At 36.3% G+C, this 26472-nt stretch carries 22 protein-coding genes, 2 rRNA genes and 3 pseudogenes; 9 read left to right on the plus strand and 18 right to left on the minus strand.

Translation table 11 applies throughout. The features are described from left to right. Position 1 precedes the first annotated feature (1 nt). Positions 2-964 (minus strand): IS481-like element ISWpi4 family transposase, encoded by a 963-nt coding sequence (locus INQ25_RS04070; protein ID WP_012673056.1) that lies wholly within the window; start codon positions 962-964, stop codon positions 2-4. 442 nt (positions 965-1406) lie between these two features. Continuing rightward, a complete protein-coding gene (ubiH, locus tag INQ25_RS04075; RefSeq protein WP_213863120.1) occupies positions 1407-2555 on the minus strand; it encodes a 2-octaprenyl-6-methoxyphenyl hydroxylase in 1149 nt (382 codons plus the stop codon). Between the two features lie 180 nt (positions 2556-2735). Between ubiH and INQ25_RS04080 the strand changes: the two genes are divergently transcribed. Then, complete coding sequence (locus INQ25_RS04080) at positions 2736-2903, plus strand: hypothetical protein (RefSeq protein WP_160142642.1); 168 nt, start codon at positions 2736-2738, stop codon at positions 2901-2903. A 142-nt stretch (positions 2904-3045) separates the two neighbouring features. Here INQ25_RS04080 and INQ25_RS04085 read toward each other — a convergent pair whose 3' ends face one another. From INQ25_RS04085 to INQ25_RS04100, 4 genes and pseudogenes are all read right to left on the minus strand, one after another. Beyond that, complete coding sequence (locus INQ25_RS04085; RefSeq protein ID WP_007548294.1) at positions 3046-3222, minus strand: hypothetical protein; 177 nt, start codon at positions 3220-3222, stop codon at positions 3046-3048. 59 nt (positions 3223-3281) lie between these two features. Beyond that, positions 3282-4286: an Mrp/NBP35 family ATP-binding protein gene (locus tag INQ25_RS04090; RefSeq protein WP_007548295.1), complete on the minus strand. Its 1005-nt coding sequence runs from the start codon at positions 4284-4286 to the stop codon at positions 3282-3284. A 7-nt stretch (positions 4287-4293) separates the two neighbouring features. Next, positions 4294-4605, minus strand: a pseudogene (locus INQ25_RS04095) (nuclease/transposase family protein); the annotation flags it as partial. A gap of 95 nt (positions 4606-4700) precedes the next feature. Continuing rightward, entirely contained in the window at positions 4701-5024 is a 324-nt protein-coding gene (locus tag INQ25_RS04100; protein ID WP_010082233.1) for an HNH endonuclease, read from the minus strand. Between the two features lie 154 nt (positions 5025-5178). Between INQ25_RS04100 and INQ25_RS06980 the strand changes: the two are divergent. Then, positions 5179-6256: pseudogene (locus tag INQ25_RS06980) on the plus strand (IS3 family transposase). A 48-nt stretch (positions 6257-6304) separates the two neighbouring features. Here the strand turns inward: INQ25_RS06980 and INQ25_RS04125 are convergent. Further along, positions 6305-7708, minus strand: a complete 1404-nt coding sequence (locus tag INQ25_RS04125; protein WP_213863121.1) for an NAD(P)H-dependent flavin oxidoreductase — start codon at positions 7706-7708, stop codon at positions 6305-6307. Between the two features lie 144 nt (positions 7709-7852). Between INQ25_RS04125 and INQ25_RS04130 the strand changes: the two genes are divergently transcribed. Continuing rightward, positions 7853-7996, plus strand: coding sequence for a hypothetical protein (locus INQ25_RS04130; RefSeq protein ID WP_179947529.1), 144 nt, complete (start codon positions 7853-7855; stop codon positions 7994-7996). A 61-nt stretch (positions 7997-8057) separates the two neighbouring features. Here INQ25_RS04130 and coaE read toward each other — a convergent pair whose 3' ends face one another. Beyond that, the gene (coaE, locus tag INQ25_RS04135) at positions 8058-8645 is read right to left on the minus strand and encodes a dephospho-CoA kinase (protein ID WP_006280338.1); all 588 of its coding nucleotides are present in this window, start codon (positions 8643-8645) and stop codon (positions 8058-8060) included. Between the two features lie 121 nt (positions 8646-8766). Here coaE and INQ25_RS04140 point away from each other — a divergent pair, with 121 nt between their 5' ends. Further along, positions 8767-8907, plus strand: a complete 141-nt coding sequence (locus INQ25_RS04140; protein ID WP_213863122.1) for a hypothetical protein — start codon at positions 8767-8769, stop codon at positions 8905-8907. Positions 8908-8940: 33 nt separating this feature from the next. On the opposite strand, the gene INQ25_RS04145 is transcribed toward INQ25_RS04140, so the two are convergent. Continuing rightward, positions 8941-10119, minus strand: a complete 1179-nt coding sequence (locus INQ25_RS04145; protein WP_006279667.1) for a ribonuclease D — start codon at positions 10117-10119, stop codon at positions 8941-8943. A 133-nt stretch (positions 10120-10252) separates the two neighbouring features. Between INQ25_RS04145 and INQ25_RS04150 the strand changes: the two genes are divergently transcribed. Together INQ25_RS04150 and INQ25_RS06640 are read left to right on the plus strand one after the other, a co-directional pair. Then, a complete protein-coding gene (locus INQ25_RS04150) occupies positions 10253-10651 on the plus strand; it encodes a hypothetical protein (protein WP_007548550.1) in 399 nt (132 codons plus the stop codon). Positions 10652-11042: 391 nt separating this feature from the next. Continuing rightward, positions 11043-11168 (plus strand): hypothetical protein, encoded by a 126-nt coding sequence (locus INQ25_RS06640; RefSeq protein WP_281410245.1) that lies wholly within the window; start codon positions 11043-11045, stop codon positions 11166-11168. Positions 11169-11872: 704 nt separating this feature from the next. On the opposite strand, the gene mutS is transcribed toward INQ25_RS06640, so the two are convergent. From mutS to INQ25_RS04165, 3 genes are all read right to left on the minus strand, one after another. Beyond that, on the minus strand, positions 11873-14368 hold the full coding sequence (gene mutS / locus INQ25_RS04155; protein ID WP_213863123.1) for a DNA mismatch repair protein MutS: 2496 nt from the start codon (positions 14366-14368) through the stop codon (positions 11873-11875). A 275-nt stretch (positions 14369-14643) separates the two neighbouring features. Beyond that, positions 14644-15459: an ankyrin repeat domain-containing protein gene (locus INQ25_RS04160; protein WP_213863124.1), complete on the minus strand. Its 816-nt coding sequence runs from the start codon at positions 15457-15459 to the stop codon at positions 14644-14646. Positions 15460-15644: 185 nt separating this feature from the next. Next, positions 15645-15827: a hypothetical protein gene (locus tag INQ25_RS04165; RefSeq protein WP_006279522.1), complete on the minus strand. Its 183-nt coding sequence runs from the start codon at positions 15825-15827 to the stop codon at positions 15645-15647. 397 nt (positions 15828-16224) lie between these two features. On the opposite strand from INQ25_RS04165, the gene INQ25_RS04170 reads away from it, so the two are divergent. Continuing rightward, positions 16225-16932 carry a TerC family protein gene (locus INQ25_RS04170; protein ID WP_010082284.1) on the plus strand — a complete coding sequence of 236 codons (708 nt, stop codon included), beginning with the start codon at positions 16225-16227 and terminating at the stop codon, positions 16930-16932. A gap of 32 nt (positions 16933-16964) precedes the next feature. Here INQ25_RS04170 and guaA read toward each other — a convergent pair whose 3' ends face one another. The 4 genes from guaA to INQ25_RS04185 all read right to left on the minus strand — a co-directional run bounded on the left by guaA (position 16965) and on the right by INQ25_RS04185 (position 22434). Further along, positions 16965-18527 carry a glutamine-hydrolyzing GMP synthase gene (guaA, locus tag INQ25_RS04175; protein WP_151807741.1) on the minus strand — a complete coding sequence of 521 codons (1563 nt, stop codon included), beginning with the start codon at positions 18525-18527 and terminating at the stop codon, positions 16965-16967. Positions 18528-18831: 304 nt separating this feature from the next. After that, a complete protein-coding gene (locus tag INQ25_RS06645; protein ID WP_281410246.1) occupies positions 18832-18966 on the minus strand; it encodes a hypothetical protein in 135 nt (44 codons plus the stop codon). Between the two features lie 548 nt (positions 18967-19514). Further along, a complete protein-coding gene (locus INQ25_RS04180) occupies positions 19515-21299 on the minus strand; it encodes a ribonucleoside-diphosphate reductase subunit alpha (RefSeq protein ID WP_006280151.1) in 1785 nt (594 codons plus the stop codon). Positions 21300-21357: 58 nt separating this feature from the next. Then, positions 21358-22434 (minus strand): methyltransferase domain-containing protein, encoded by a 1077-nt coding sequence (locus INQ25_RS04185; protein WP_213863125.1) that lies wholly within the window; start codon positions 22432-22434, stop codon positions 21358-21360. A gap of 335 nt (positions 22435-22769) precedes the next feature. On the opposite strand from INQ25_RS04185, the gene INQ25_RS04190 reads away from it, so the two are divergent. Both INQ25_RS04190 and rrf read left to right on the plus strand, forming a co-directional pair. Then, positions 22770-25535: ribosomal RNA gene (locus tag INQ25_RS04190) — 23S ribosomal RNA — on the plus strand. Positions 25536-25601: 66 nt separating this feature from the next. Next, positions 25602-25708, plus strand: a 5S ribosomal RNA gene (rrf, locus tag INQ25_RS04195). Positions 25709-25793: 85 nt separating this feature from the next. On the opposite strand, the gene INQ25_RS04200 is transcribed toward rrf, so the two are convergent. Together INQ25_RS04200 and rnpA are read right to left on the minus strand one after the other, a co-directional pair. Continuing rightward, positions 25794-26057, minus strand: coding sequence for a hypothetical protein (locus tag INQ25_RS04200; RefSeq protein ID WP_077188558.1), 264 nt, complete (start codon positions 26055-26057; stop codon positions 25794-25796). Positions 26058-26142: 85 nt separating this feature from the next. Next, positions 26143-26466, minus strand: a pseudogene (rnpA, locus tag INQ25_RS06475) (ribonuclease P protein component); the annotation flags it as partial. Positions 26467-26472: the final 6 nt, after the last annotated feature.

A 26472-nucleotide genomic window follows, 5' to 3' on the forward strand; every position in this document is an offset into this window, starting at 1 on the left:
ATTACGAAACACAGGGAGTGTATGGTCCCAGAGTGTGATGGTGTGGATTTAGTATGAACAATTCAGGAGATTTTGTCCACTGTAAAGATATAAACTCAAAAGGTGTAAGACCCTTAAGAGTTTTGAGTCTTTTAGCATAATTGTAGGCCATAACAAAGTCATAAAGATGCTCTTTGAGTTGCTGGTGAGACTGATAGTAATACTTCTTAACAGTGGCATTCTTTAAAGTTTTGTTCATACGCTCAACTTGCCCATTTGTCCAAGGATGGCTAACTTTTGTTAGACGGTGTTCAATGTCATTTTCTTCACAAGCTCTATCAAATATATGTTGAAAAGCGTATTTATGGCGTTTTTGGTTGGTAAATTGTACACTGTTATCTGTCAAAATAGTGTGGATTTTATATGGTAAAATTTTAATCAAATTACGTAGAAACTCAGCAGCTATAGGTTTTGTAGCACTTTTATGCAACTCAACATACGTAAATTTGGATGTTCTATCTATTGCAACAAACAAATATAACTTTCCTTCTTCTGTTCTGACTTCTGCAATATCAATATGGAAATAGCCTATAGGATATTGTTTGAATTTCTTTTTTGGTTTAACTTCGCCATCAACATCTGGTAGTCTGCTAATGCTGTGCCTCTGTAAGCAACGATGTAGACTAGAGCGAGTCAAGTGTGGGATTGAGGTTTGCAAAGCGTAGAGACAATCATCTAATGGCAATAGAGTATGCTTACGAAATGCAACAATTACAGCCTCCTCTTCTAAAGTTAAAACAGTTGATCTTGCATGCTTCGGACCCATATCAGCGTCTTTGGCAAAAGACCGTTTTCTCCATTTAATGATAGTTTTTGGATTAAGGTTATAGTACCTGGAGAGTTTTGCTATGCTCTCTTTACTATTTTGTATTGCTCTACGAATTGTCTCTGTTGTTTTGGCGCACCCATGTAATATTTGTCCCATAATTCCTCCTTTGATGGTATTGTTTTCTCATATTTTATCATACCATCACACTCTGGGACCATACATCCCCCCCTCCCCCCCTAGTTCCTATATCAAACCTTTCTTTACTAGATTATATAGTCAATATAAAAAGCCATATAAAATTGCTTCCACTGCTGCCATGAGGAAATTGCTTATTCTTGCTAACTCTTTAGTCAGAGATGACAGGGTTTTTACTGAGGAATATAACTCTCTGTCTGTTTCTATCTAAGAGCCAGTATAGCTGTGGATAAGCACGTTTATACAGATAAAAGTACTTATCCACAGCTACATCAATTTTTCTATTGACTTTTAACACAACTGCTAAACAGATACATTCGTCATCCCGCTACGTGTTAGCGGCCAAGATACCGCGGCGGTATGACGTGGGAAACCTGACTTGCATTAGCTATAAAATAGTGATTTATATAAATCCCATAGCATGCCGAATGAAGCGTTTTTTGAGGAAATTTGAATTTTCAACTGCAATCAAGCCAAGATTTCTTAGTGCTTTAGCGCAGAATATTCTGTTGGAAAACATCCTATTTAATCCATCAGTTGCAAGCGCCATTGTAAAATTATCAAAGTATCTGTTACGTGAAATTTTCTTTAATAAATAACTACTGCCAACATCAGTACCAGCCGCTTTTGCAGCAACTACGTGCTTTATAACACTTTCTACATCTCTAATTCCAAGATTAAGCCCTTGACCTGCAACTGGATGAATTGAATGTGCTGCATCGCCGATAAGCAAAACTCTACCCTTATATAACTTTTTTGCGAAAGCAAAACTTAAAGGATAAAGTTTTCTTTCACCCTCTAATTTTATCTCTCCTAAATAAGAACCAAATCTTTTTTTAAGCTCTATAATAAATTCTTCTTCAGACAGATCCATTAGCATTTTTGAAATTTCAGATTTTTCTGTCCAAACTATCGAAGAAGTATAGCCACCCTTCATCGGTAGAATTGCAAATGGACCGCCAGGGAAAAAACGCTCCACAGCTAAGTTTTGGTGATGCAGTTCATGCTTTACATTAAATACTATGCTACTTTGTTTATAGTCAAATTTCACTGTCGGTATAGAAAATAACTCTGGTAATTTAGAGTTTTTGCCTTCAGCACAGATAAGTAGCGATGATATTAATTCCTGGTTATTATCAAGAATCACTTCCACATATCCTGAATCACAAGCAATTGTTTTATAGGAATGTGGAGAGTATATATTCAGTTTATTTAGAAAATTATTGTTGATTGCATTCCATATAGTAGCATTGTTGATAACATAACCCATTGGCTCTTCGCTAACCATTTTATGATTGTAATGCACAGTAACCGCATCTAATATGCATATATCAAGTATTGGCTCAGCTTCACTTTCCACAAACTGCCAAATCCCTAACTTTTCCAATATTTTTTTCGAGCCTTGAGAAATAGCAAATGCTCGATTATCATCTACTACACGTGGTAGACTATTTTTTTCAATCACAGCTACAGACACAGAGTCACAACTGAGGCCAATGGCAGTAATAAGACCAAGTAACCCACCACCTGAAATGATTACATCATAATTCATTTTATTTACGCTAATTGTAAAATTATATTTTATCTGTTTTGAAAATAGTTTAAACAAACTTTATATATAAATTAAATTTTTTAGATCCCAGTGTCAGCTACTTGGATGACATCTAAAGACACTCCACCTTGTCATTCCAGCACGTAACGAACAACTGTACGAACATTTTGCGAAGGCAGTGTGTTAAATGCTATGGCCGGTTTTGCCTCAAACATAAAGGTGTCATCCCAGTGCTTGACACTGGGATGGCTTTGTTGCATCGCTACTTATGAAAGGCTAACTATAATTAGGATTATAAGCAACTTATTGAAAATCTTGTTTTTTTGCAATCAATCTGATCAAATTTAAGAATAGTAATTTGTTATTTATATTAATAAATTTAATTCTATTGAAAATAGCTAAAGCATTGAAATTCTTGAATTTTAGCCAGATTAGTGAGTGGTAGTGAAATTTCTTTTACTCAAATTTAGGTATTCACTGACCGTTCTTGTTATAAATACCAGAATAATAAGCTACTGATATTCTCCACCTTTTTTATCTTTAATCCATCATAGCTAGCGATGCAACAAAGCCCACTGGGATCCATTCTTCTTTTTTTCTGGATTCCAGCGTCACGCGCTGGAATGACAAAAGCTGCTAATTTTTCATGTAAATAATGGTTATGCAAGCAGTCTATTTTGTAACTAACAAAAGAGGACTTTGATTCGCATGTTTCTCACGCTTATTCTATTGTTTAACTATACTTTGAGCAATGTCTTCATAAATCTCTGCCAAATCCTCACTTAACATTAAAGGATTTCCGCAATCAGAAGCATGGCATATTTGTGGATCTAGAGGAACTCTGCCTAGAAGTTTGATGCCCAGCTCCTCAGACATTTTTTTTGCACCGTCTTTTCCAAATATGTATATTTTTGAGCCGCTTTGAATGAAATAACTCATATTTTCTACAATGCCAATAACCGGTACGCTGAGCTTTGTAAACATATCATAAATTTTGCGAGCATCGATTAAAGAGAGCTCCTGTGGAGTTGAAACTATTATCGCCCCAGTTAAGTTAAAATTTTCCATAAGACTTAAATGCACATCGCCAGTTCCAGGTGGTGTATCAATTATCAAATACTCTATATCGGACCATTTTGTTCCCATTAGCAGACTATAAAGTGCTTTTGTAATCATAGGTCCGCGCCATATTGCTGCACGATCTTTATCGATAAAATAGCCAATTGAAATAGTATGCAGTCCATACTTTTCTATAGGCATTGCTTTACTATCCTGTATTTCTGGCTTTAATTTTTCAGCGCCAAGCATTTTAGGAATTGAAGGACCATATATATCTGCATCAACCAGCGCAACTTTGTGTTTTAACTTTGCTAATGAGAGAGCAAGATTTAGCGCAACTGTGGACTTGCCCACACCGCCTTTACCAGAGGCCACAACGATTATATTTTTCACTCCTTCGATATGTAATTTAGCTTTTTGTTGCCCAGTTTGTTTTTGACAAGTAGCAACCACGGTCACTTTTGTCACCCCCGGTATAGCTTTAACAGCTTGCTCACAATTTCTTCTTAATTCTTCATTTGCTTGCGTGTTACCGGCAACTTCAAGCACAAAACCAACATCTTGACCTTTAATAATAATTGAGGATATTATGCCAAGAGCGATCACATCTTTACCGCTTTTTTGCTCTATGACTTTTTTTAAGTTCTCTCTTACAATTTTTTCGTTGATCATTAGCCTTTTAGGTGATTTCTTCCTGAAGTCGTTTAATCTCAGCTTGAGGAAGGCCGGTTGTCTGAGAGATAATATCAATAGAGATGTCAGCCTTAAGTAGGTTTTTTGCTACTTCAATCTTTCCTTCAATCTTTCCCTCATCAAGTTTTTTAGCGAGGATGCCTTCTTCTTTCCGCAGATCCATTATTCTTTCTTCATATGCTACTAAATCTTTTTCATTCCAGCTAAACCTGTCTAATTCATCGTAGGCTAACTTTATTATTGGTGCTTTTTCTGCTATTTTCCTTAAGTCTTCTTCCGTAGTTTCATCTGCATATTGTTGTCTAAGTGAAGAAGGTCGCCCCTCCTCACTCGACTTCAAAACCGTACGTGAGACTTTGCGCCTCATACGGCTTCTCTCCAATTTGGAGCTTTTCATGCACACCTCCTGTGTAATTCATCGTGACAATGTCCATGTAACAAAGATAAGTTTTTGATCATGTTGTTTCGTCTATTCCGGTCTTTGTGATGTATTTCTATTGTATCATCACTTTTAAACCATAGTCTACAATTATCACATTTACTTTGTTGTAACTTCAATAGTTTTATTACTCTTAATGGCTTATCTGGTATTTTTCTCAGACGTTTACCCCAATAAACCCAATCACCATCATATGGAGATCTGGTTTTTTGCACTTTGATATGTCGTTTAATAACATGATCGCTGTGTATAATAAGATGTATCTTGTTACTTGTCATAAAACGCCAGTTATCGTTATCATACTTTTTAAAGTATTTTCTTTTTATCCAGCATTTCCCTTTGTTTGGGTGCCTAAAGACTGACCTTACCCAGAAAAAGTGGAGAGAAAGAAAAGAGTTTTTTTGGGTAAAATAAAATTTTGGAGGATTAGAAATGGTAAGAGAATATACAGCAGAATTCAAATTGGAAGCTGTTAAACTGGCAAATGAACAAAGAAAGGCAGGTCAAACAATTACAAAAATAGCAAAGGATTTAGGAATAAAGGGTGGTTTATTAGGAAAATGGATGAAGAAATATAACGAAAAAAAGTCAGCGGCAAATGCATTTCCAGATGTAGCACCTTATGACAAAGAGAGGTTTGATTTACAAAGCAAGAGTAACAAGGGAAAGAGACATTTAAAAAAAAGCCCTGGCCAGTCAAAAAGAGTAAAATATTTTTTTATATAGTAACTGCTATAAAGTACAGGAATTATGTAGGATTTTCTGCTAGTGGCTACTATAAGTGGACCACAAGAAAAATAAGCAGTAGAGAATCAGCAAATAAAGAGCTACTCGCAGCTATTCAAAAAATATATCAAGTTTCTAAATGTAGATATGGAGCTCCTAAAATTCATGCTGAATTGAAGGCTTTGGGTAAAAGTTGCAATTTGAAAACGGTGCAAAGTATTATGCAGAAAAATGACATCAGGGCTATACTGAAAAGAAAGTTTAAAATTAAAAAACAACAAACAGATAATAGAGCTGTAGCTCCCAATATACTAGATCAAAACTTTATTGTTGATCAACCAAATAAAGTATGGGATTACTTACATCAAAACCAAGGAGGGATGGCTATATTTGGCAGCAATAATTCTCACGTATGGTAGTTAATGAGTAGTGCAATAAATAAACAATTGGTTATGAACTCTTTATTAATGGCCATTAATAGGCGTAAACCTGTTAAAAATCTACTGCTGCACAGTGACCAAGGTTCACAATATACTGCGCAAGGGTATCAATATCTCTTAGCTGTAAAGAATATAGATGAGTAATAAAGGCTGTTGTTACGACAATTCTGTTGCAGAAAGCTTCTTTAGCTCATTGAAAAGAGAAATACTTATTGATACTTCACAACACTCTGCTCAACAAACTAGAACTGCAATATTTGAATACATAGAAATTTTTTATAACAAACAACGTCACTATTAACTATTGCATTCCAGAACAATTTGATGCATCATTCTTTTTGTAAAAAACATTCCACACTTTCTCTCCACTTTTTCTGGGTAAGGTCACTGACTCAATACCCAGTCAATATCCTTTCCACCAGTTCTTTTACTGCCGGTACGTAGCCATTCTCATAAAATGGATCTTGCTTAAATTTGTACACATTGTGCCCGGAAAACATGAGTTCGTTCTCAATATCACCATCGTGTATAACGTTTTGCAGTGTTTTTTGTATGCAAAAACTACGCGGATCTGGCTTTCGTCCTGTTGAATGGTCACCATGATCTTTCCAATTGCTAAACAAACAATGACTTAAGCATCCCATACAATTGATTTGATCTTGTCTTATCTCTGCAAACCTGCCTGGCGTCACAAAAATAACAGTTGTATCTGGAGTTTTCATTGCTTCTGTATACCCTGCTTTAGTCCATGTATTTGCCAGTTCTTTGTCTTTTGCAGTAAGGTAGATCTTTCTACCTCTGCTACCCATTGCAAATTCATTATTAAATTCTTCGCTAGCATTTTCTGAAAACTTTATTTGACGTGAATTCCGTTCCTGCAACTCACGTATGAAGTTATTTTTTACTGCAGATGAGTAAAACCCTGTTGGACTGAATTTATTTAAAAATACATCACCTTCTTCTAAAGTGAGTAGCTTCTTTTTCCACTCTGCAGAAATTGGGCTTTCTTTCGTCAAAAGTGGACGAGTGCCAAACTGAAAAGCTATTGGTCCAATTTGCAGATTGTCAAACCAATGTTCCCAATCTTTCAAATGCCACACTCCTCCTGCCATAACAATTGGTGTTTCTGAAAGACCGATCTCGTTCATGAAAGATCTAAGCTCTGCAACTCTTTCAAATGGAGCCTGTGGTAGCTCTGGGTCTTCACTGTTACTCAGTCCATTGTGCCCTCCAGCAAGCCATGGATCTTCATACACTACTCCACCAAGCAAATAGGAAGATATTTTTTGGTAAGTACGTTTCCATAATGCTTTAAAAGCACGCACTGATGAGATAATAGGGTAATAATAAACCTGATATTTAGCTGCAATTTCCCCAAGCCTATAAGGCATACCAGCACCGCAGGTAATACCATGAATCAAACCTTTCGCTCCTTCTAATATGCCATGAAGCACGCGTTCTGCTGCTCCCATCTCCCAAAGTACATTCATGTGTATTCTTCCATGACCTTTTGATATTTCATTTGCTATTCTTGCCTGACTAATTCCAGCTTCAATACTATACTCAATCAATTCACTATGCTTTTCATTTCTTGTTTTGCCTTTATAAATTAGTGGCACTAACTCGCCATTATCATCAATAAGCTTAGCATTTGCACCAGAAAATGTACCCACAGCATCTGCTGCAGCAAATGCTCCGCTTGATCTTCCATCACTAACTGCAATGCCTTTGCCGCCCTCGATGATTGGCCACACTTCCTTTCCTGAAATTACTATCTTTTTTATCTTATTTTTCAAAACTTCCTCGCAATCTTTCACTCTATTTTACTTAATTACTAAAAAAATGATAGCTGTTTATTTTTTCTTGTATCATTAAAGCTTCTATAGCTACTCATGCTGTTGTAGTTTGAGAGCAGTTCCCATCGGAAGGGTGTCATTCCAGTGCTTGACACTGGAATCCAGTTTTTGATCAAAAATGTTGCTATAGTGCACAATCAATTTTCCTGGATCCCAGTGTCTGGGCACTGGGATGACACCATAGGGGGCTACTTGGATGACAGGGGAGGGAGGCTGCTGGGATCCTGACAACCGTCATCCCGCTGCTTGTTAGCGGGATCTAGAGATACCGCGGCGGTATGACGTAGAGCTACGTGTTTAGGTTTAATGAATCCACTATATCTTTTACTTGAGAAAAAACATACTCTTTGCTTACACTGGTATCGATAATAAAGTCACTCATCTTCCTTTTCTCCTCAATAGATAACTGAACATCGGAGATTAGATTAAGCTTTTCTTTATCTATGTTGCGTTCGTTAAGTCTTTGAGCTTGCACAACGCTATCTGCATGAACAAAAACAATAAGGTCGCAATATAAATAAAATTTTGTTTCTAATAGAAGTGGCACATCTAAAACTAAAAGTTTTCTATCGATCTTTTTTTCCTTGGCAATAAAAAATTCTAATTCACGCAGCACAGCAGAGTGAACCAAAGATTGAAATTGTTTCCAATTTTCATCGTAGGCTAAGAAATATTTAGACAGTACTGTTCTATCTATTTCACCATTTACTACCACTCCAGGAAAATTTTTCTCTGCATAACTTATTATGCTTTTATCCACTTTATAAAGTTGGTGTACAACAGAATCAGCATCAAATACAACAGCACCAAACTCTTGAAAGCAATTAGCTACAAAGCTCTTTCCTACCCCAATTCCGCCTGTTAGACTTATAATCATATAACAAAATACATTCGACTTCTTTTGAAACTATAGCTAAGGTTTCTCTATATATATTAACTAGATTTTCTAGATCCCAGTGTCAAGCACATAACTATACGAACATTGCAATTTGTAGGTGGTGTCATCCCAGTCTGGAATCCAGCTTTTATGTTGTATAGTGCACAATCAATTTTCCTGGATCGAAGTAGTCTGGGCTACTTGGATGACACCCTACTTAACCGTCATACCGCCGCGGTATCTCTTAGCCACTAACACGTAGTGGGATGACGATTGTCGATAAATCTAAGTTACTTTAGCAACAGTTATTCTCCACTAAATTACTCTGAATTTTGGTTATATTATTTGCGGATTTCACTGCTGAAATCTCAAATTTTGAGCTTGTGTTCAAAAATGATTCAACTGACCTGCCAAAAAAATCATATCTCCATCCCTTGAATAATTTATCTGTCTGTCCAGATATTGACCCGGTTAACTCATCTTTTGAAGAAACTAATTTCCTTGATATGTTACTTTCTTTACATTTACTATCTAAAATAATTGAGAGTATATCAAGTACAGATTTGTCATAATTACTCGATAAGGTGTTGTTTTGCTGCATCCAATTTCTCTCATTTTCATTAAAAATATTCACAAACTCTAGTAAATCCGCATCTTTTATATTTTTTGTATTCCTCTTGAGATCATCTAAAATCTCATCAACATGCTCTACATTTTTTTCAATAAAATCAGCTATTACAGCATTATTGATTATTTTATTACGGTTCATATTATAGCGCTGTGCTAAGGTTTCTTGCCACTCACTAACTGCTTTAACAGTTAGTATCAATCTTGGATTTACTTCATAATTAAATTTAATCCTCTTCCATGCATCTTTTGGGCTATGTAAATACTTATTTATATCAACTATTGATTCCATCTCTTCTTGAAACCAACCCATCCTATTATTTTCTTCAAGTTTATTGCACAATATTTGGTATAGGTCATATAGGTGTACCACGTCGTTTACTGCATAATCTAACTGATCTTCGGACAACGGACGCCTTAACCAATCTGAATTTTTAGCTTTAATTTTATCCAGTGCTATTCCTTGATATTGCTCCACTACTTTTGAGTAACCAATAAAGTCATGATAATAATGACAAAACATAGCAGCAACTTGGGTATCAAAAATGGGAGTGGGAATACATTTAAACACAGTGAGTAAGGATTCTATATCCTGCCGGCAGCTATGAAACACTTTGGTTATCCCCTGATTTAGCATTATTTTCTTAATGAATGATAAATCAATTTCTGGCACTAATGCGTCTACAATAAAACTCTTCTCTCCGTAAGAAATTTGAATTAACGATAATTTTGGGTAGTAGATTAAATTATTTCTAATGAACTCCGTGTCAACTGCTATAAATTTTGGCTTTTTTGCTATCAACCCCTCACATATGTCCTCCAGCTCCGACGTTGTATTAATTAACATATGTTTTTTATTCAGTGGTTCTATTTTACTACTTATATTAAATTTTGCAATTAGAGTCACTACGAAATTAGTAATGGAGCTTGCTAGTTACTTATAATATTATAAAGTGTTTGTTATGTAGTGGTGAAGTGTTATGGTAGATTTTATAGACCTTTTTCAAGGAAGTAAAGATTTTACGATGTGCATGCACAACGGTTCAGGGGATGCAATATATAATCGATGTATATCTGCTGTAAGAATGGACCCGCCATGTATGCATGGTGAATCTATTCAAGGTTTGTTTGAAAGTTCGTTTGAACAAGGTGTTGTGACTGTTAGAGTGAACTTAGACTTAGAAACTTTAAATGTAGTGGTATATAAATCTCCTCCAACTTCTGATAAGCTTGACGCATTTTCACTAGCATATCAAATAGACAGATATCACATAGATGAGAATACTATAGTTTTTGATGAGAAAGTAAATACAATAAAATTTGATATATCAAATCCTTTAAAACATAAATTTATTACATTTGAGATTTTTAAAAGATAAATTATAATTCTGGTTCATTTATAAAAGGCTAGACTTAACGTGCCAGGCAGGAATTAACTGAAAGAAAAATTGAAGTAGCAAGAATTGATCTAGTTTGATATTACTAATATAGTAAATCTCTGGATATATAATAAGAACTAGATTCCAGCGTCACGCGCTGGAATGACAGGGCTATAGGTATCATCCAAGTAGCCTCTTTCTTGTCATCCCAGTGTCCTGACACTGGTTTCCATCCAAAAGGGTGTCATTCCAGTCTGGAATCCAGATTGGACACTGAATTGGTGAGTGTAAAATTCTACGTCATACCGCCGCGGCGCTAACAAGAGATCCCGCTAACAAGCAGCGGGATGAAGGTTGTCAGGCTAGCTGTCATCCGAGTAGCCTCCTTTTTTTGTCATCCCAGTGCCCAGACACTGGGATGACACCCTTTTGGATGGAAACCAGTGTCAGGACACTGGTTTCCATCCAAAAGGGTGTCATTCCAGTCTGGAATCCAGATTGGACACTGAATTGGTGAGTGTAAAATTCTACGTCATACCGCCGCGGCGCTAACAAGAGATCCCGCTAACAAGCAGCGGGATGAAGGTTGTCAGGCTAGCTGTCATCCGAGTAGCCTCCTTTTTTTGTCATCCCAGTGCCCAGACACTGGGATGACACCCTACTAGCGGAAGTTACTCTCAAATGTTTGTTCATGTTAGCCACAAACATTAAGAAATTTACCAAATGAAAAAAAAGGCAAAAGAAGCCCTGGGGTTATTATCCGCTTTAAAATATTGGCGTTTTTTATGTTTTAAACGCTTGACAAGCGAAATTCAGCTGCTTTTAATTGCAACTAACTTACGCTGCAAATGTTTAAGAAATTTACTAAGCAGAAAAAAAGACAAAGAATCCCCGAGTTAGCTAGTCTTTTACTATCTCTGTCGAGTATTGGCATTTTTTGATGTCTTGTAACGCTTTATAAGCGCGTTCAGCTTATTTAGATAAAAATCTAGATGTAGATGAAGTTTTGTAAAGACATACAGTATCTATATACTGCAAAAAATTGAACATAAGACGCCGATACATTAAGTAATCCTTACCTTTTAATCTGCAGATTGGCGAAAGCAAATACAATAGCTTCACTATCATGATAAGGGCGCTGGCGAAGGGTGTCAAGTAAGTTTTTCGTTTCTATAGCTACTACCACGATTGTATAGGTAATTCTTCACTTATAATAATGATTCAAGCCTTCAGCTCCTCAAACACTTCACTTGCTCTATTTAAAACAGAATCAGGAAAACCAGCAAGTTTTGCTACATGTATTCCATATGACTCATCTGCAATGCCTTCAATTACTTCATGTAGAAAGATAACCTCTCCGTTCCACTCTCTTATTTTTACACAAAAACATTTCACGTTCTTCAAGTATTTGCTTACTTTAGTTAATTCATGATAATGAGTTGCAAAAATGGCGCGGCACTTATTTACATTGTGAATATGTTCAATCACCGCCTGTGCAATAGATAATCCATCATACACCCCTGTGCCCCTACCAATTTCATCAAGTATCACCAAGGAACGGTCCGTTGCCTGATTTACTATCGTTGCTGTTTCGATCATCTCTACCATGAAGGTAGAATAACCAGCTGTTATATTATCCGTTGCGCCAACCCTGCTGAATATCTTGTCAATCACTCCAATATGTGCACTCTCTGCTGGCACAAATGACCCCATGTGAGCTAAAATTGCAATGAGAGCGTTTTGCCTCAAGAAAGTGCTTTTTCCAGCCATATTAGGACCAGTAATTAGATGTATACCAGCTAAATTGATGCTATTTGCAATGAATTTATCGTTAACTTCAACCACTGGATGTCTTCCGCTACAGATATTGAACTCTTTGCTGTCATCAATAATGGGTTTTACGTAATTATTTTGCACTGCAAGCTCTGCAAATGCGGTTCTAATATCAAGTTTTGCCAAAGCATTTGCAGCAAGAGCAATTTTTTCAGATTCTTTAGCGACTTCACTACACAGTTCACTAAAAATTTTCATTTCTAAGCCGATTGCAGCATCACGTGCCGTAAGAATTTTATTTTCTAATTCTTTCAACTCATTAGTAGTGTAGCGCATGCTATTTGCTAAGCTTTGTCTATGAATAAATATATCCGAAGTTATTTTGTGATTTGCCGACACTTCAACGTAATAACCAAGTATGTTGTTGTGTAATATTTTGAGTGCGGCAATGCCAGTTAGGTCGCGATAAGATTCACGGAGTTTGGTTATTAGTTTATTACTATTATTTAATATGTAGGATAACTCAGATAATTCTGAGTTGTATTTTGAGTGAATAAATCCTCCTTCTTTCACGGAACTGAGGTTATTATCGAGTATAGCACTATTTAACAGTTCAAATAGGTCTTTATGATTGCCAAGGCTTTTATGTATTGTGCTTAGTTCACTCTCGTCTGATTTTACTGTCATTCCAGCGCGTGACGCTGGCTGGATCTCAATTTGGATGACATATTGTTGTGGGAGAGATCCATTTTCACCTGATTCAAATTTACATAAGAACTCAGACAATTCTAAAGTCTTTCCTAGGCCTATTTTCAATAGGTTCATATCCTTTGGTGAACCACGCCCTAGTATTAAGCGCGATAAAGACCTCTCAATATCCGGAATGTTAGATAATATCTCTCGTATTTTTCTGCGTGGCTCATGATTATTTACAAAAAATTGAGCGGTGCTGAGCCTCAAATTGATTGCCTTGGAGCAAGCAAGTGGTGAAGCGAGCATTTGCTTGAGCAGGCGTCCACCAGAGGCTGTAACTGTGTGATCAATAACTGAAATTAGTGAACCTTTCTTTTCACCAAATTGAGTTGAAAATAACTCAAGATTTCTCCTTGCTGAAGCATCAATAAGCATGAAATTTTGTTGCTTATAGGTTTTTGGGAATTCAAGCCTTGGAATGGAGCCCCTTTGTGTTACTCTGACATATTCAAGCAGTGCACCGCACGCCATGATCTCTACTTTGCTGAAATTTCCTATACTCCCAAGTTCCCTGATTTTATAAAACTCGCATAACGTTCTGTGAGATTTACTATACTCAAAAAAACTCTGGGCGTGTTGTGTAATTGATATTTTATAGTTTTTTAAAATCGATCTAATTTTTTCGTCCTCAGTGAGTTTTTCAGAAATTAATAATTCTCTTGGTGATATACGCAACAAATCACTATCTAGAGCTTTCAAACTCGTTAAAGTGTGAAAAAATTTTCCCGTCGATAATTCAAGCCAACTAATAGCATATTCGTCATTTTGTTCAACTATGGACGCGAGATAATTATTGCTTTTATCCTCCAGTAGTGAATCTTCTATAATTGTACCTGGAGTTACAACTCGCACTACATCACGTTTTACTATGGATTTATAGCCCCTCTTTTTTGCTTCATCAGCAGTTTCTAATTGGTCACAGATTGCTACTTTGAATCCTAAATCTATTAGCTTGTGTAGGTAAGATTCACTACTGTGTGCTGGCACTCCACACATTGGTATTTCTTGCCCACACGAATTACCTCTCTTAGTGAGCACTATATTCAGCAATTTCGCAGCTTTAATAGCATCATCGAAAAACAATTCATAAAAATCTCCTAGCCTATAAAATAGCAGATGATCTTTGTATTGAGCTTTTAGGTTCAAATACTGCTCCATCACAGGGGTGTTTTTTTCTTTTACGAAGCTCATAATATTTTTTAATATATTGTATTGATAAACGTTATTATAGATTATATTGCACATGTGAATAACATAAATTTTAAATAGGTGTATAGAGGGGAAAATTTAAAACAATTAAATTTCTTGGATCCAAGTAGTCAGGACACTTGGATGACATAAAGAGTAGGAGTATTTGATGACAAAAAAACAAAAAACGCAGTTGTCATTCCAGCGCGTGACGCTGGAATCCAGAATATCCTAATTACAAGGTTTATTATTTAGTTTGAAAAATACTATAGCTTTTTCTATGTAAGTTGTTGCCCTTCTTTATCATTTTTACCATTTGCAGCACCAACAGATATTTCAGAGCTAACAGAGCTAACAGTGCTAATAGTTTTTTCTATCGCTTTAGCCTGTTCATAGTCTTGACTCAAAAAATACATGGCCAGCCCAACAGCTATACTAGCAACAAGAGAAGATGCTATCATTACACCTAGTATCATACCACCAGAAAGACTTACTGCAACATACACACCAGCTCCAAGTACAACACCAAGAAAACCACCAATCATTATGCCAGGCACTAAACTGCCTATCATAGCGCTTTCTTTTTTCGTATGAGCTTGTTTTTTCATACTTTTAATAAGCACTTCTTTTGTTTTTCCTTGAGCTAAATCTGAAGGAATTTTATTATCCGCGTTTTGTATCAAAGGATTTGCACTATATGTAACAAGAAGGGTGGTTATTTCTTCAGTTTTATTACCTATAACTGCATGATGTAGTAATGTATTTCCCTCTTCATCTTTAAAGTTTATATGAGTACGAAATTCTTCATCTAGATTTCTTATTGGGTTGTTTTTTGCATATATCCCAGATTGTATTGCTCTATCTAAGCATTGTATCACTTGTTCTAGTGATTGCTCGCCAGGATTTTGTATAAAATGAAGCAGAATTTCGTGTACTATCGCTTCCTTTGTAGTTTTTGGGCATCGTAAAGCGTAATTAAATGTCTGTGTAGTAATAACTTCTTCTTTTCTTTTTTTAAGAACAACCCTTAAATCTTCAATCGCCTTTTCACCATCTTTTATTCCAAGAATTATTGAATCCAAATTATTTATCATGCTATCCTCCTTGGTTTGATTGCATTACTCATTAATAAATAATATAATAAATCCTGCTAAAAGTCAAGCAATTAATTAATAAGTTAATATAATCCTCCAAAAGGAGCTCCTTACTTTTTGTTCAGCATGTCCATTGGATCAGACTCTTTAAGCTTGCTGTTTGCTGAATTTATTCATCACAATAGCTACAATGTGCTATCGAAGTTCTCTGTAATCTTAGTTGGTTCTTCTAGAATATTCAAAATATCAGTTGCACAATAAACCCGATCTCTCTTTCCTTGAGAAGTTTGTGAAACGATGCCTAAATCTTCAAGCTTTACGATTGCTCTTTGGGCTGTTGTAAATACGACACCTAAGTTTTCAACCACTTTCCTTATAGTAAAGTAAGGGTTTAAAGACTATTAACTAAATCATTGTCCCATTCAAATTTTGGTGGCAAGGGGCTTGGTATAAATGCCTGATAACCAGCGAATACTTTGCCTGATGGTGATCCTTTAATATACATTCATTCAACCGAGCACACTATTTTTATAGTATATATTATTTTCAAATAAAGTCAAAAATGAAAATAAGGCTTTATCTTATTTGCGTGCATGAAAATAAGAAACTCTCTTATTATTGATTTTGCTCAAAAACGAAAATAGAAGAAGCTGCTGAACTTTATATATCCTGTTTTTCTGGAGAACTGCTATAAAACTTCTGAGTGAAGTCACTTAATTTTTACACATCTATTGTAGAGTAAGAAGAACCGAATTTGAAACAAAAATGCTAACTGATGCTTGGACTTTACTGACACTTACACTACTTGAAACTATACTTAGTGTAGACAATTTAATCTTTATTTCTCTAGCAATAGATAAGGTACCAAATGCGCTGAGAGAAAGAGTGCGCCTTATGGGCCTTGGATTAGCACTATTAATGCGTTTTGTAATACTATTTTTTACATCATCTATATTATCAATGCAAAAACCTATATTTCACACTGCATCAGCAAGGGATTTACTTATGATCGCAGGGGGATTATTCCTTATTGTTAAGAGCTCTATGGAGTTACGGGATGACATCTTTGTATGTAAGAAAAATAAAAAGAAAGCAAACGTTAAATCAAAATTTTTTTTAGTTGTGCTACAAATTATATTAATAGATTTAGTTTTTTCGGTTGATTCGATATTAACTGCTATAGCACTAACTTATAACATGGTAATAATTGCTACAGCATTTACATTTTCCATGCTAGCAATGCTGTTTTTATCAAGTTATACCGCCCAGTTAATCAAATCTAACCCAGGGTTAAAAATAATCGCCATTTTATTTGTTTTACTTGTCGGTGTGTACCTCATACTTCATGGATTTCATATAGAATTACCAAAAGGATATTTGTATTCTTCATTTATGTTTGCACTGCTTGTGGAAATTATAAGCAAAATAAAGAAAATTAACCGTCATACCGCGATTCATTCGCGGTATCTCTAGATCCAGCTAACAAGCAGCGGGATCTTTTTGATTTACTCCCACTCAATAGTTGCGGGTGGTTTAGAAGTGATATCATAAACAACTCTATTTACTCCGGGAACATTATTAACAATTATACTGCCGACATTGCGTAAAAAATCCCAAAATACTAGCAAGTGTTGATCCTTATCTTCAAATGGAAATGCATCGGCTGTCATACCATCAGATGATGTTACAGCCCTTAAAGCACAAACATATCCATACGTACGACCATCTCCCATAACGCCTACAGTTTTTATTGGTAATAATACAGCAAAAGCTTGCCATATCTTATCATATAGATCGTAATTTTTCATCGTATTAATATATATTTCATCTACTTCTTGCAATATTTGCACCTTTTCTTTATCGACTTCACTTATAATCCTCACTGCAAGTCCGGGTCCAGGAAATGGATGTTGAAATATTATCTCGTCTGAAAGCCCAATTTCTTTTCCAAGTAGCCTTACCTCATCTTTAAAGAGGTAACGTAAAGGCTCCACTAACTTCAGATTCATCTTTTCTGGCAACCCACCAACATTATGGTGAGACTTAATTGTACTAGTGTTGTCTGAGGCATGCCCTGACTCAACTACATCAGAGTAGATGGTACCTTGCATCAAAAAATCCACATCACCTATTTTTTTTGCTTCTTCTTCAAACACTTCAATAAAAGTGTTACCGATAATTTTTCGCTTTTCTTCTGGATCAGTTATTCCCTTCAACCTACTCAAAAATAAATTTGATTTATCAACGTAATTTATCGGAATCTCTTTCAACATAGCGATGGTTTGGTTCTTGCGTAACAACCCAGTATCGATAAAAATACAGTTCAATTGTTTTCCTATAGCTTTATGTGTGAGAGCCGCTGCAACGCTTGAATCAACCCCACCACTTACTGCAGCGATTACTTTTTTCTCTCCTACTACATTTTTGATTTTTTCCTTTTGCTCCTCAATAAACGACTTCATTGTCCAGTCTCTTTTGCAATTTGCAATATCCAAGAAGTTAGAGAGCAATTTACTGCCATTTGTTGTGGGCTTAACCTCAGGATGGAACTGAGTACAGTAAATCTTCCGCTGTTCGTTGACAATCATTGCAATTGTTTGATTTATCACACCTGATGCGATAACAGTAAATCCCTGTGGTATAGTATCAACACTGTCCGCATGGTTCATTAATACATCCACTTCAGAATTAACATCCCAGGTATCCTTTACAATGGGGGATTCTTTTAGTATCTTGATTTTAGTTCTACCAAACTCCTGTTTGAAACTCTCTTTTACTTTTGCTCCAAAATAATGACAAATGAGTTGCTGTCCATAGCATATTCCAAGTATAGGAACGTTTGTTGCCTCATTAAGTTTTATAATTTCATGTACTACTCTACTTGTTTCAGAACAATCATCATTTACAGATTGTGGTCCTCCAGAGAGAATAAACCCATTGAATTTTGATATTGTTTCAAAACTGATGTTGCTTGGAAATATCTCACAATAAACACCCATTCCTCTTACTTGTCTTGCGATAAGCTGTGTAAACTGTGAACCAAAATCAATAATGGCAATTGCTGACAATTTGCTCCTCCATATTATTTAAAATGATATCTGATAATAAAGAAAATAATGGAGTAAGTAAACCAAGACCTGTTTAAAAGCTTTAACGCGTGGTACAAGTTAGCTATATAGCTAATTTTCCTACACCATACCGCTGCGGCGCTAACTAGTAGCGGAATGACAGCAATCTACGTCATACCGCCGCAGTATCTCAGCCGCTAACAAGTAGCGGGATTATCTTCATGCTGCCACGAACCGTCATACCACCGCGAACCGTCATACCGCGATTCATTCGCGGTATCTCAGCCGCTAACAAGAGATCCCGCTAACAAGCAGCGGGATGACGAGGTGTAAACTTTATCGTCATGCCACCGCGAACCGTCATACCGCGATTCATTCGCGGTATCTCGGCAATAGATCCCGCTAACAAGTAGCGGGATGACGATTGTCGTTTAGCCATAAATGTTTAAGAAATTTACCAAATGAAAAAAAAGGCAAAAGAAGCCCCGTAGTTGGCTAATTACTTACATTATACTTTCAAGTATGGCGTTTTTTTATTCTAAACGCTTAATAACCGCGACTCAGCTGCTTTTAAATGCAACTAACCTTAGCTATAAATGTTTAAGAAATTTACTAAACAGAAAAAAAGGCAAAAGAAACCCTAGGGTAGCTAGTTATTCACTATCCATTTTTTAAGTTGGCGTTTTTTTATGTTTTAAACGCTTTATAAGCGCGTTTCAGCTTATGTAGGTAGAAGTTTGATAAAGACATAAGGTGCACATAGTGCAAAAAATTAAACATGAGACGCCAGATACGTGAGTTTTTTTGTCATTTAATCTGTACAGAGAAGATAAATAAATAGCTTCAATTTTATGATAAGAGGGCTGGCGGAGTTTGTCAAGAAAGTTTTTTCGTTTCTATTCCCAATAAAAGTGCGTTATATGGTTATGCAAGAAGTCTATTTACCCATTTGCTTAACTTTCTCTCTACTTTTTCTGAGTAAGGCCGCTATTGGCATGACAGACATTCATCGTAGTCAATATCTGTTTTTTGTTGCAATATTTCACTTTTTTTGAATATGTCATGCGAGACCTTATCGGCTCTCTGCATTGATTGTGATCTGCAGTAATATAAGCTCTTCAATCCTTTTTTCCAAGCAAGCATGTGTATTTTGTGCAAGTAACGTTTATGTACGTTGGCAGGTAAGAACAGATTTACTGATTGAGATTGACAAATATACGAAGTTCTATCACTTGCATGTTCTATAATCCATCTTTGGTCAAGCTCGTACGCTGTTTTAAATGTCAATTTTTCATGCTCACTAAGAAAATCTAAATGCTGAACGGAACCCTCGTTTGTTGAAATTGAAGACCATATTTTATCATTGTCTTGATTTTTTTCTGCTAATAGTTTTTGCAAGAATTTATTTCGCACTACAAATGAGCCTGTAAGTGTCTTTTGTATGAATACGTTTGCTGCGTATGGTTCTATTCCAGGGGAGGTATTACCTGCAATAATGGAGATCGAGGCAGTAGGAGCAATAGCGAGTTTGTGTGTAAACCTTTCCATTAGATCAACTTCTTTGGCATCAGAACATGCTCCCTTTTCTTCTGCTAATTTTTTAGAAACTATATCTGCTTGCTCGCGTAAATACTTAAATATTTTTTTATTCCATTGTTGTGCTGTTACTGATTCAAAAGGAACCATTTTGCTTTGTAAAAATGAGTGAAAGCCCATCACACCAAGACCAATACTGCGTTCTCTGGCTGCAGAATATTTTGCTCGCTGCATTTCATTCGGTGCTTTATTTATGAAATCTTCCAATACATTATCAAGAAAGCGCATTATATCTTCTATGAAGAGTTTATTGTCTTTCCATTCTTCGTAGTACTCAAGGTTTACGGATGATAGACAACACACAGCAGTGCGTGACTTATTCAGGTGATCATAACCTGTGGTTAAAGTTATTTCACTGCATAGATTTGACATCTTGATGTCTAAGTTGAGCTTTTTGTAAGATTCTGGCTTATTGTTATTTGTTGCATCAAGGAAAATAATGTAAGGTTCTCCAGTTTCAACTCTTGCTGTTAATATTTTGATCCATATATCCCGCGCTTTTACAGTTGAAATAACCTTATTGTTGTGAGGGCTTATTAAATTCCATTCTTGATCATTCTCAACAGCCTGCATAAATTTATCTGTTACTATTACAGCATGATGTATATTTAACGCTTTGCGATTTGGGTCACCGCCTGTTGGCTTGCGTAAATCTAGAAACTCTTCTATCTCCGGATGAGATACAGGAAGGTAGACTGCTGAACTTCCTCGCCTTAGGGATCCCTGACTAATTGCAAGCGTTAGAGCATTTTGCACTACAATAAATGGAACAATTCCTGATGTTTTGCCGCTACCCTTTACGCTTTCGCCTATTGAGCGTAAATTTCCCCAATAACTACCTATGCCTCCTCCACGTGCAGCAAGCCAAACATTTTCGTTCCATAGATCAACTATTCCCTGCAAGCTGTCTTCGGTTTCATTAAGAAAGCAAGAGATAGGTAACCCTCTCTTAGTGCCACCATTGCTGAGTATTGGTGTTGAAGGCATGAACCACAAGTTGCTCATGTAGTCATAAAGACGCTGCGCATGTTCTTTATTATCAGAATAGTAATTAGCAATACGTGCAAAGAGGTCTTGATAACTTTCATTTTCTATTAAATACCTGTCTGATAGAACTGCTTTTCCAAAGTCGGTTAATTTGCTGTCCTTTGCGTAATTAATGGTAATGTTATTCATAAAGTTCCTTTTATTCTTTTATTATATATAGATACTTAAAAGTCATTTTGAGCGATTTTTAAGTTAGGTTTTTCGGATTTTCTTGTTGATGCTGTAATGCAAACAAGATACCGTCAACCTGACTGCCATATATTTTACAGTAACTCATATAACTTATTTGCATATTTATTTCTTTTGCAACATGTTGAACATAACTTTCTGAGTGACGAAAATAGTCTCCTTTATTTACAAAGTCAATACCTTCACCTTCCTTTCTTCTTATTAAACATACAATAACTCCTTTTTTGCTCGTAGATCTTTTTGCTAATTCCAACTCTTCTTGAAAGTCATGTAGATAATGTAGCACTTCAGCAAAGATAATTACATCATACTGCTGGTTTTTCTCTTGTTTAAGAAACTCTTTCATTTCCATATGTATTAATTCATTGTAAACAGGCTTACCTTTTATAAAGCATCCTCTTGCGATATTTAGCATTCTACTTGAAATGTCAATTCCTGTTATATGGTTTCCAATACTATTTATTTTCAAGAAATGACCACATATTCCAGTTCCACAACCAAGGTCGAGTATATTGAGCTCAGAAGTGGAGTTGTTGAAGATTTTTGTAATTATCATGTGTACAAGTTCATGCCCTCTATATTGTTTGGCAATCAACCAATGCTCAACAAAATATTCACCTGTGTAATCAAAATATTGTCTTATGAGGTTTTTTGGCAATTCTGTAATAGGCGCTGAGTTTGTCATTTTTTTTATATAGTAAGACGCCTCCTCGTGGTCATTATCTAATTTTAGTGCCCTTGTTAAATAATTATAAGCTTTGTTAGTATTCCCTACCGCAAAATGACACCTTCCGATGTTATACCAGACTATAGGTAAACGGGGGTAAAATATGCTAATTAACCAAAATCGTAACTTTGCATCTGATATGCTACCTTTATAAAAGTGATATAAACCGATTTTAATGTTGGTGTTTAACAGGTTCTTAGATTTTTTAAGAAGCACTGTCATTTCTTTATGAAGAGTATTATATTTATTCACAATGAAGTGTTTTACTTTCTTAATATTTAATACGCCAATGAGCTTAGACATACAATTTAAAGCAACGTTTTTTATAAAAGAGAGATTACTTTTCATACGTTAGAAATACTCCGAATGTTTATTATCATTTTTAGGCAATTGATTTTAACACATTTTATCTTACAAAATATCTTTTTTATTAATTTTTACTGTATATATAAGTTTACCACATATTTCTCAGATTATACTGTTTAGGATTGCTAGTATATTGTTGTTGATAATATAAGTAAATGTTTTGTGCAAAAAGGCGTTGACATATTATTTATTAGGTTATAACATATAAAAGATTAATTTAGTTTTTAGATGTTTGACAAGTTTTATGGTAGAGATTAATTTAATCTCAATTCAATTTTAATAATATTTAACTCTGCATATTCTGCATATAGTCGGATAAATAAATTATTAAGAGCACTTGATGGATGCCTTGGCGTTAAGAGGCGATGAAGGACGTGGCAGGCTGCGATAAGCTGTGGGGAATTGTCAACAAATTTTGATCCGCAGATTTCCGAATGGGGAAACCCAACTAGTTTAGCTAGTTATTACGTACTAAGTATGTAAAGCAAACTTGGTGAACTGAAATATCTAAGTAGCCAAAGGAAAAGAAATCAACCGAGATTCTGTTAGTAGTGACGAGCGAAAGCGGAAAAGGCTAGTGATTTAAGAATAAGAATTAGAATACTCTGGAAATAGTAACCATAGAAGGTGATAGTCCTGTATAAGTAGAAAGTTTTTAAATCCTTGAGTAGAGCGGGGCACGTGAAATCCTGTTTGAATATGGGGGGACCATCCTCCAAGCCTAAATACTCCTTAACGACCGATAGTGAACAAGTACCGTGAGGGAAAGGTGAAAAGAACCCCGGGAGGGGAGTGAAATAGAATCTGAAATCAAGTGCTTACAAACAGTTGGAGCTCTATATCAATTTATTGATATTTAGAGTGACAGCGTACCTTTTGCATAATGGGTCAGCGAGTTAATCTATGAAGCAAGCTTAAGCCGTTAGGTGTAGGCGTAGCGAAAGCAAGTCTGAATAGGGCGTTTTAGTTTTATGGATTAGACCCGAAACCAAGTGATCTAGTCATGACCAGATTGAAGGTGTGGTAAAACACACTGGAGGATCGAACCAGTTAATGTTGCAACATTATTGGATGAGTTGTGATTAGGGGTGAAAGGCCAATCAAACTTGGAAATAGCTGGTTCTCCGCGAAATCTATTTAGGTAGAGCGTTGTATGTATGTTGTTGGGGGTAGAGCACTGGATAGACTAGGGGGATTCACCGTCTTACCAAATCTAACTAAACTCCGAATACCAACAATTAATTATACAGCAGGCACACTACGGGTGCTAAGTCCGTGGTGAAGAGGGAAACAACCCAGATCACTATCTAAGGTCCCAAAATTACAGCTAAGTGGGGAAGGAAGTAGAAAAACCATTACAGCTAGGAGGTTGGCTTGGAAGCAGCCATCCTTTAAAGAAAGCGTAACAGCTCACTTGTCTAAATAAGTTTTTCTGCGCCGAAAATGTACCGGGGCTAAAGCTGTATACCGAAGATGTGAGTGCTTATTGATTTCGATCAATAGGCGCGGTAGCGGAGCGTTCCGTAAGTCTGTGAAGGTGGTTTGTGAAAACTGCTGGAGATATCGGAAGTGAGAATGCTGACATAAGTAGCGTAAAAGAGTGTGAAAAACACTCTCACCAAAAATCTAAGGGTTCCTACGTTAAGTTAATCTGCGTAGGGTTAGTCGGTTCCTAAGGCGAGTCCGTAAAGGAGTAGTCGATGGCAATTAGGTTAATATTCCTAAACCTCTTAAGTGTGACGGGTTTCGTATTTGTATAGATCTTATTGGATTGATCTATGCTTAAAAGAAGCTCCAGGAAATAGCACTTATATTTATGAGGCCGTACCGCAAACCGACACTGGTGGATGAGTAGACTATACTAAGGTGTTGAAAGAATGATGTTGAAGGAACTCGGCAAATTATACCTGTAACTTCGGAAGAAGGGTAACCTGCTTTTAGGCAACTATGAGTAGGTGGCACAAAATAGGGAGTAGCGACTGTTTACTAAAAACACAGGACTCTGCAAACACGTAAGTGGAAGTATAGGGTCTGACGCCTGCCCGGTGCTGGAAGGTTAATAGGAAGGGTGCAAGCTCCGAATTGAAGCCCCAGTAAACGGCGGCCGTAACACTGACGGTCCTAAGGTAGCGAAATTCCTTGTCGGGTAAGTTCCGACCCGCACGAATGGCGTAACGATTTCTCCACTGTCTCCAACATCACTTCAGCGAAATTGAATTCCCCGTGCAGATGCGGGGTACCCGCGGTTAGACGAAGAGACCCCGTGCACCTTTACTATAGCTTTACATTGCTATTAAAAGTGTGATGTGCAGGATAGGTGGGAGACTTTGAAGTTATGGCGCTAGCTATAATGGAGTCAACCTTGAGATACCACCCTTTACACTTTTGATATCTAACTATGTTTCATTATCTGGAACTAGGACATTGTATGGTGGGTAGTTTGACTGGGGCGGTCGCCTCCTAAAAAGTAACGGAGGCGTGCGAAGGTAAGCTAGAGCTGGTCGGAAATCAGCTTGATAGTATAATGGCATAAGCTTGCCTGACTGCGAGGCTGACAAGCCAAGCAGAGACGAAAGTCGGTCATAGTGATCCGGTGATTCTGTATGGAAGGGTCATCGCTCAACGGATAAAAGGTACGCCGGGGATAACAGGCTGATGGTGTTCGAGCGTTCATAGCGACGACACCGTTTGGCACCTCGATGTCGACTCATCACATCCTGGGGCTGAAGAAGGTCCCAAGGGTTCGGCTGTTCGCCGATTAAAGTGATACGTGAGTTGGGTTTAGAACGTCGTGAGACAGTTCGGTTTCTATCTGCCGTGGGTGAAGGAAATTTGAGAAGGTCTGACTCTAGTACGAGAGGACCGAGATGGATATACCTCTGGTGTACCAGCTGTTATGCCAATAGCATCGCTGGGTGGCTATGTATAGATGGGATAATTGCTGAAAGCATATAAGCAAGAAACCCTCTTCAAAAAGATTTCCCAATTAAGGCCGTGGAAGACTACCACGTTGATAGGCTAGATGTGGAAGCATGGTAACATGTGAAGCTAACTAGTACTAATAGCCTGATTGATTTATTTGCTTTCTATATGTGTGTATGCAGTGTTAAATATTAAGTTAAAATTGTTAAGTTAGAAATTTTTGTTGACTTGGTGGCTATAGCAAAAATGAACCACCCGATCTCATCTCGAACTCGGAAGTGAAACTTTTTAGCGCTGATGGTACTTGAAAAGGGAGAGTAGGTCGCCGCCAAGTTTATAAAAATTTCTTTGTTAATTAGACAGTAGGTATACTTATATTTTAACTTTCTTGTTTTGTTACTATTCTTTAAGTTTTTACTTTAACTACGATATCTTTTTTTTCTTATATGTTCTTGGTCATTTTCTACATTATTTAGCATTGTTCCTACTTCCCCTAATTGATTCCCTTTTGAAGGAGAATTACTAATTTCTGGTAATATTACATTACCTCCTACTTTTTTAAATAATTCTTCTTGTTGGCGAAATGCTGACCTCCAATCTGTTCCTGTTCCTTTAGGAAGAAATAAGAATTGATACATCTGACCAAAGCCTGTGTTATTTACCTCTTTTATATGCTCTACCATTCACCACACCCATTAACTATTTTTAAAAATTTTACCTATATTATCATAAAAAATATAGTTGTAAATACCTTAATTGAGATTTTTTTTATTTTATCTTCTTTAAGCAAATAGTTAGATCTTTTTGTAAATTTTTATAACTTGCTTGCATAATGTTTCTATGAGTTAGTATTATGTAGTAGTGCCCTATATTACTTATATTTAAAATGCTAATTTTAGCAAGCATTCGTAGTTGCCTTTTTATTTTATTTCTTTTTGCTGCTTTTCCGGTTTTTTTACTGATAGCCAGACCTACTCTAATAGTATGAATGTACTTTTCAGGTTCTCTTTCTTTTATAGCGTACAGTGATATATAAAGCCCACGATAAAAAAGACTGTTGAGTGCTAACTTATTTTTGAAAGCAGAAGAAAAATCTTT

The organism is Wolbachia endosymbiont of Rhagoletis cerasi (assembly GCF_018454475.1).
Taxonomy (GTDB): Bacteria; Pseudomonadota; Alphaproteobacteria; order Rickettsiales; family Anaplasmataceae; genus Wolbachia; species Wolbachia pipientis.

Coding starts and splice junctions, on each gene's coding strand:
- INQ25_RS04150 (WP_007548550.1), top strand. CDS start 10,253: ATGGTAGATTTTATAGACCTTTTTCAAGGAAGTAAAGATTTTACGATG.
- ubiH (WP_213863120.1), bottom strand. CDS start 2,555: ATGAATTATGATGTAATCATTTCAGGTGGTGGGTTACTTGGTCTTATT.
- coaE (WP_006280338.1), bottom strand. CDS start 8,645: ATGATTATAAGTCTAACAGGCGGAATTGGGGTAGGAAAGAGCTTTGTA.
- INQ25_RS04145 (WP_006279667.1), bottom strand. CDS start 10,119: ATGTTAATTAATACAACGTCGGAGCTGGAGGACATATGTGAGGGGTTG.
- INQ25_RS04170 (WP_010082284.1), top strand. CDS start 16,225: ATGCTAACTGATGCTTGGACTTTACTGACACTTACACTACTTGAAACT.
- INQ25_RS04160 (WP_213863124.1), bottom strand. CDS start 15,459: ATGATAAATAATTTGGATTCAATAATTCTTGGAATAAAAGATGGTGAA.
- mutS (WP_213863123.1), bottom strand. CDS start 14,368: ATGAGCTTCGTAAAAGAAAAAAACACCCCTGTGATGGAGCAGTATTTG.
- INQ25_RS04185 (WP_213863125.1), bottom strand. CDS start 22,434: ATGAAAAGTAATCTCTCTTTTATAAAAAACGTTGCTTTAAATTGTATG.
- INQ25_RS04100 (WP_010082233.1), bottom strand. CDS start 5,024: ATGACAAGTAACAAGATACATCTTATTATACACAGCGATCATGTTATT.
- INQ25_RS06645 (WP_281410246.1), bottom strand. CDS start 18,966: ATGGCTAAACGACAATCGTCATCCCGCTACTTGTTAGCGGGATCTATT.
- INQ25_RS04180 (WP_006280151.1), bottom strand. CDS start 21,299: ATGAATAACATTACCATTAATTACGCAAAGGACAGCAAATTAACCGAC.
- INQ25_RS04200 (WP_077188558.1), bottom strand. CDS start 26,057: ATGGTAGAGCATATAAAAGAGGTAAATAACACAGGCTTTGGTCAGATG.
- INQ25_RS04090 (WP_007548295.1), bottom strand. CDS start 4,286: ATGATCAACGAAAAAATTGTAAGAGAGAACTTAAAAAAAGTCATAGAG.
- INQ25_RS04070 (WP_012673056.1), bottom strand. CDS start 964: ATGGGACAAATATTACATGGGTGCGCCAAAACAACAGAGACAATTCGT.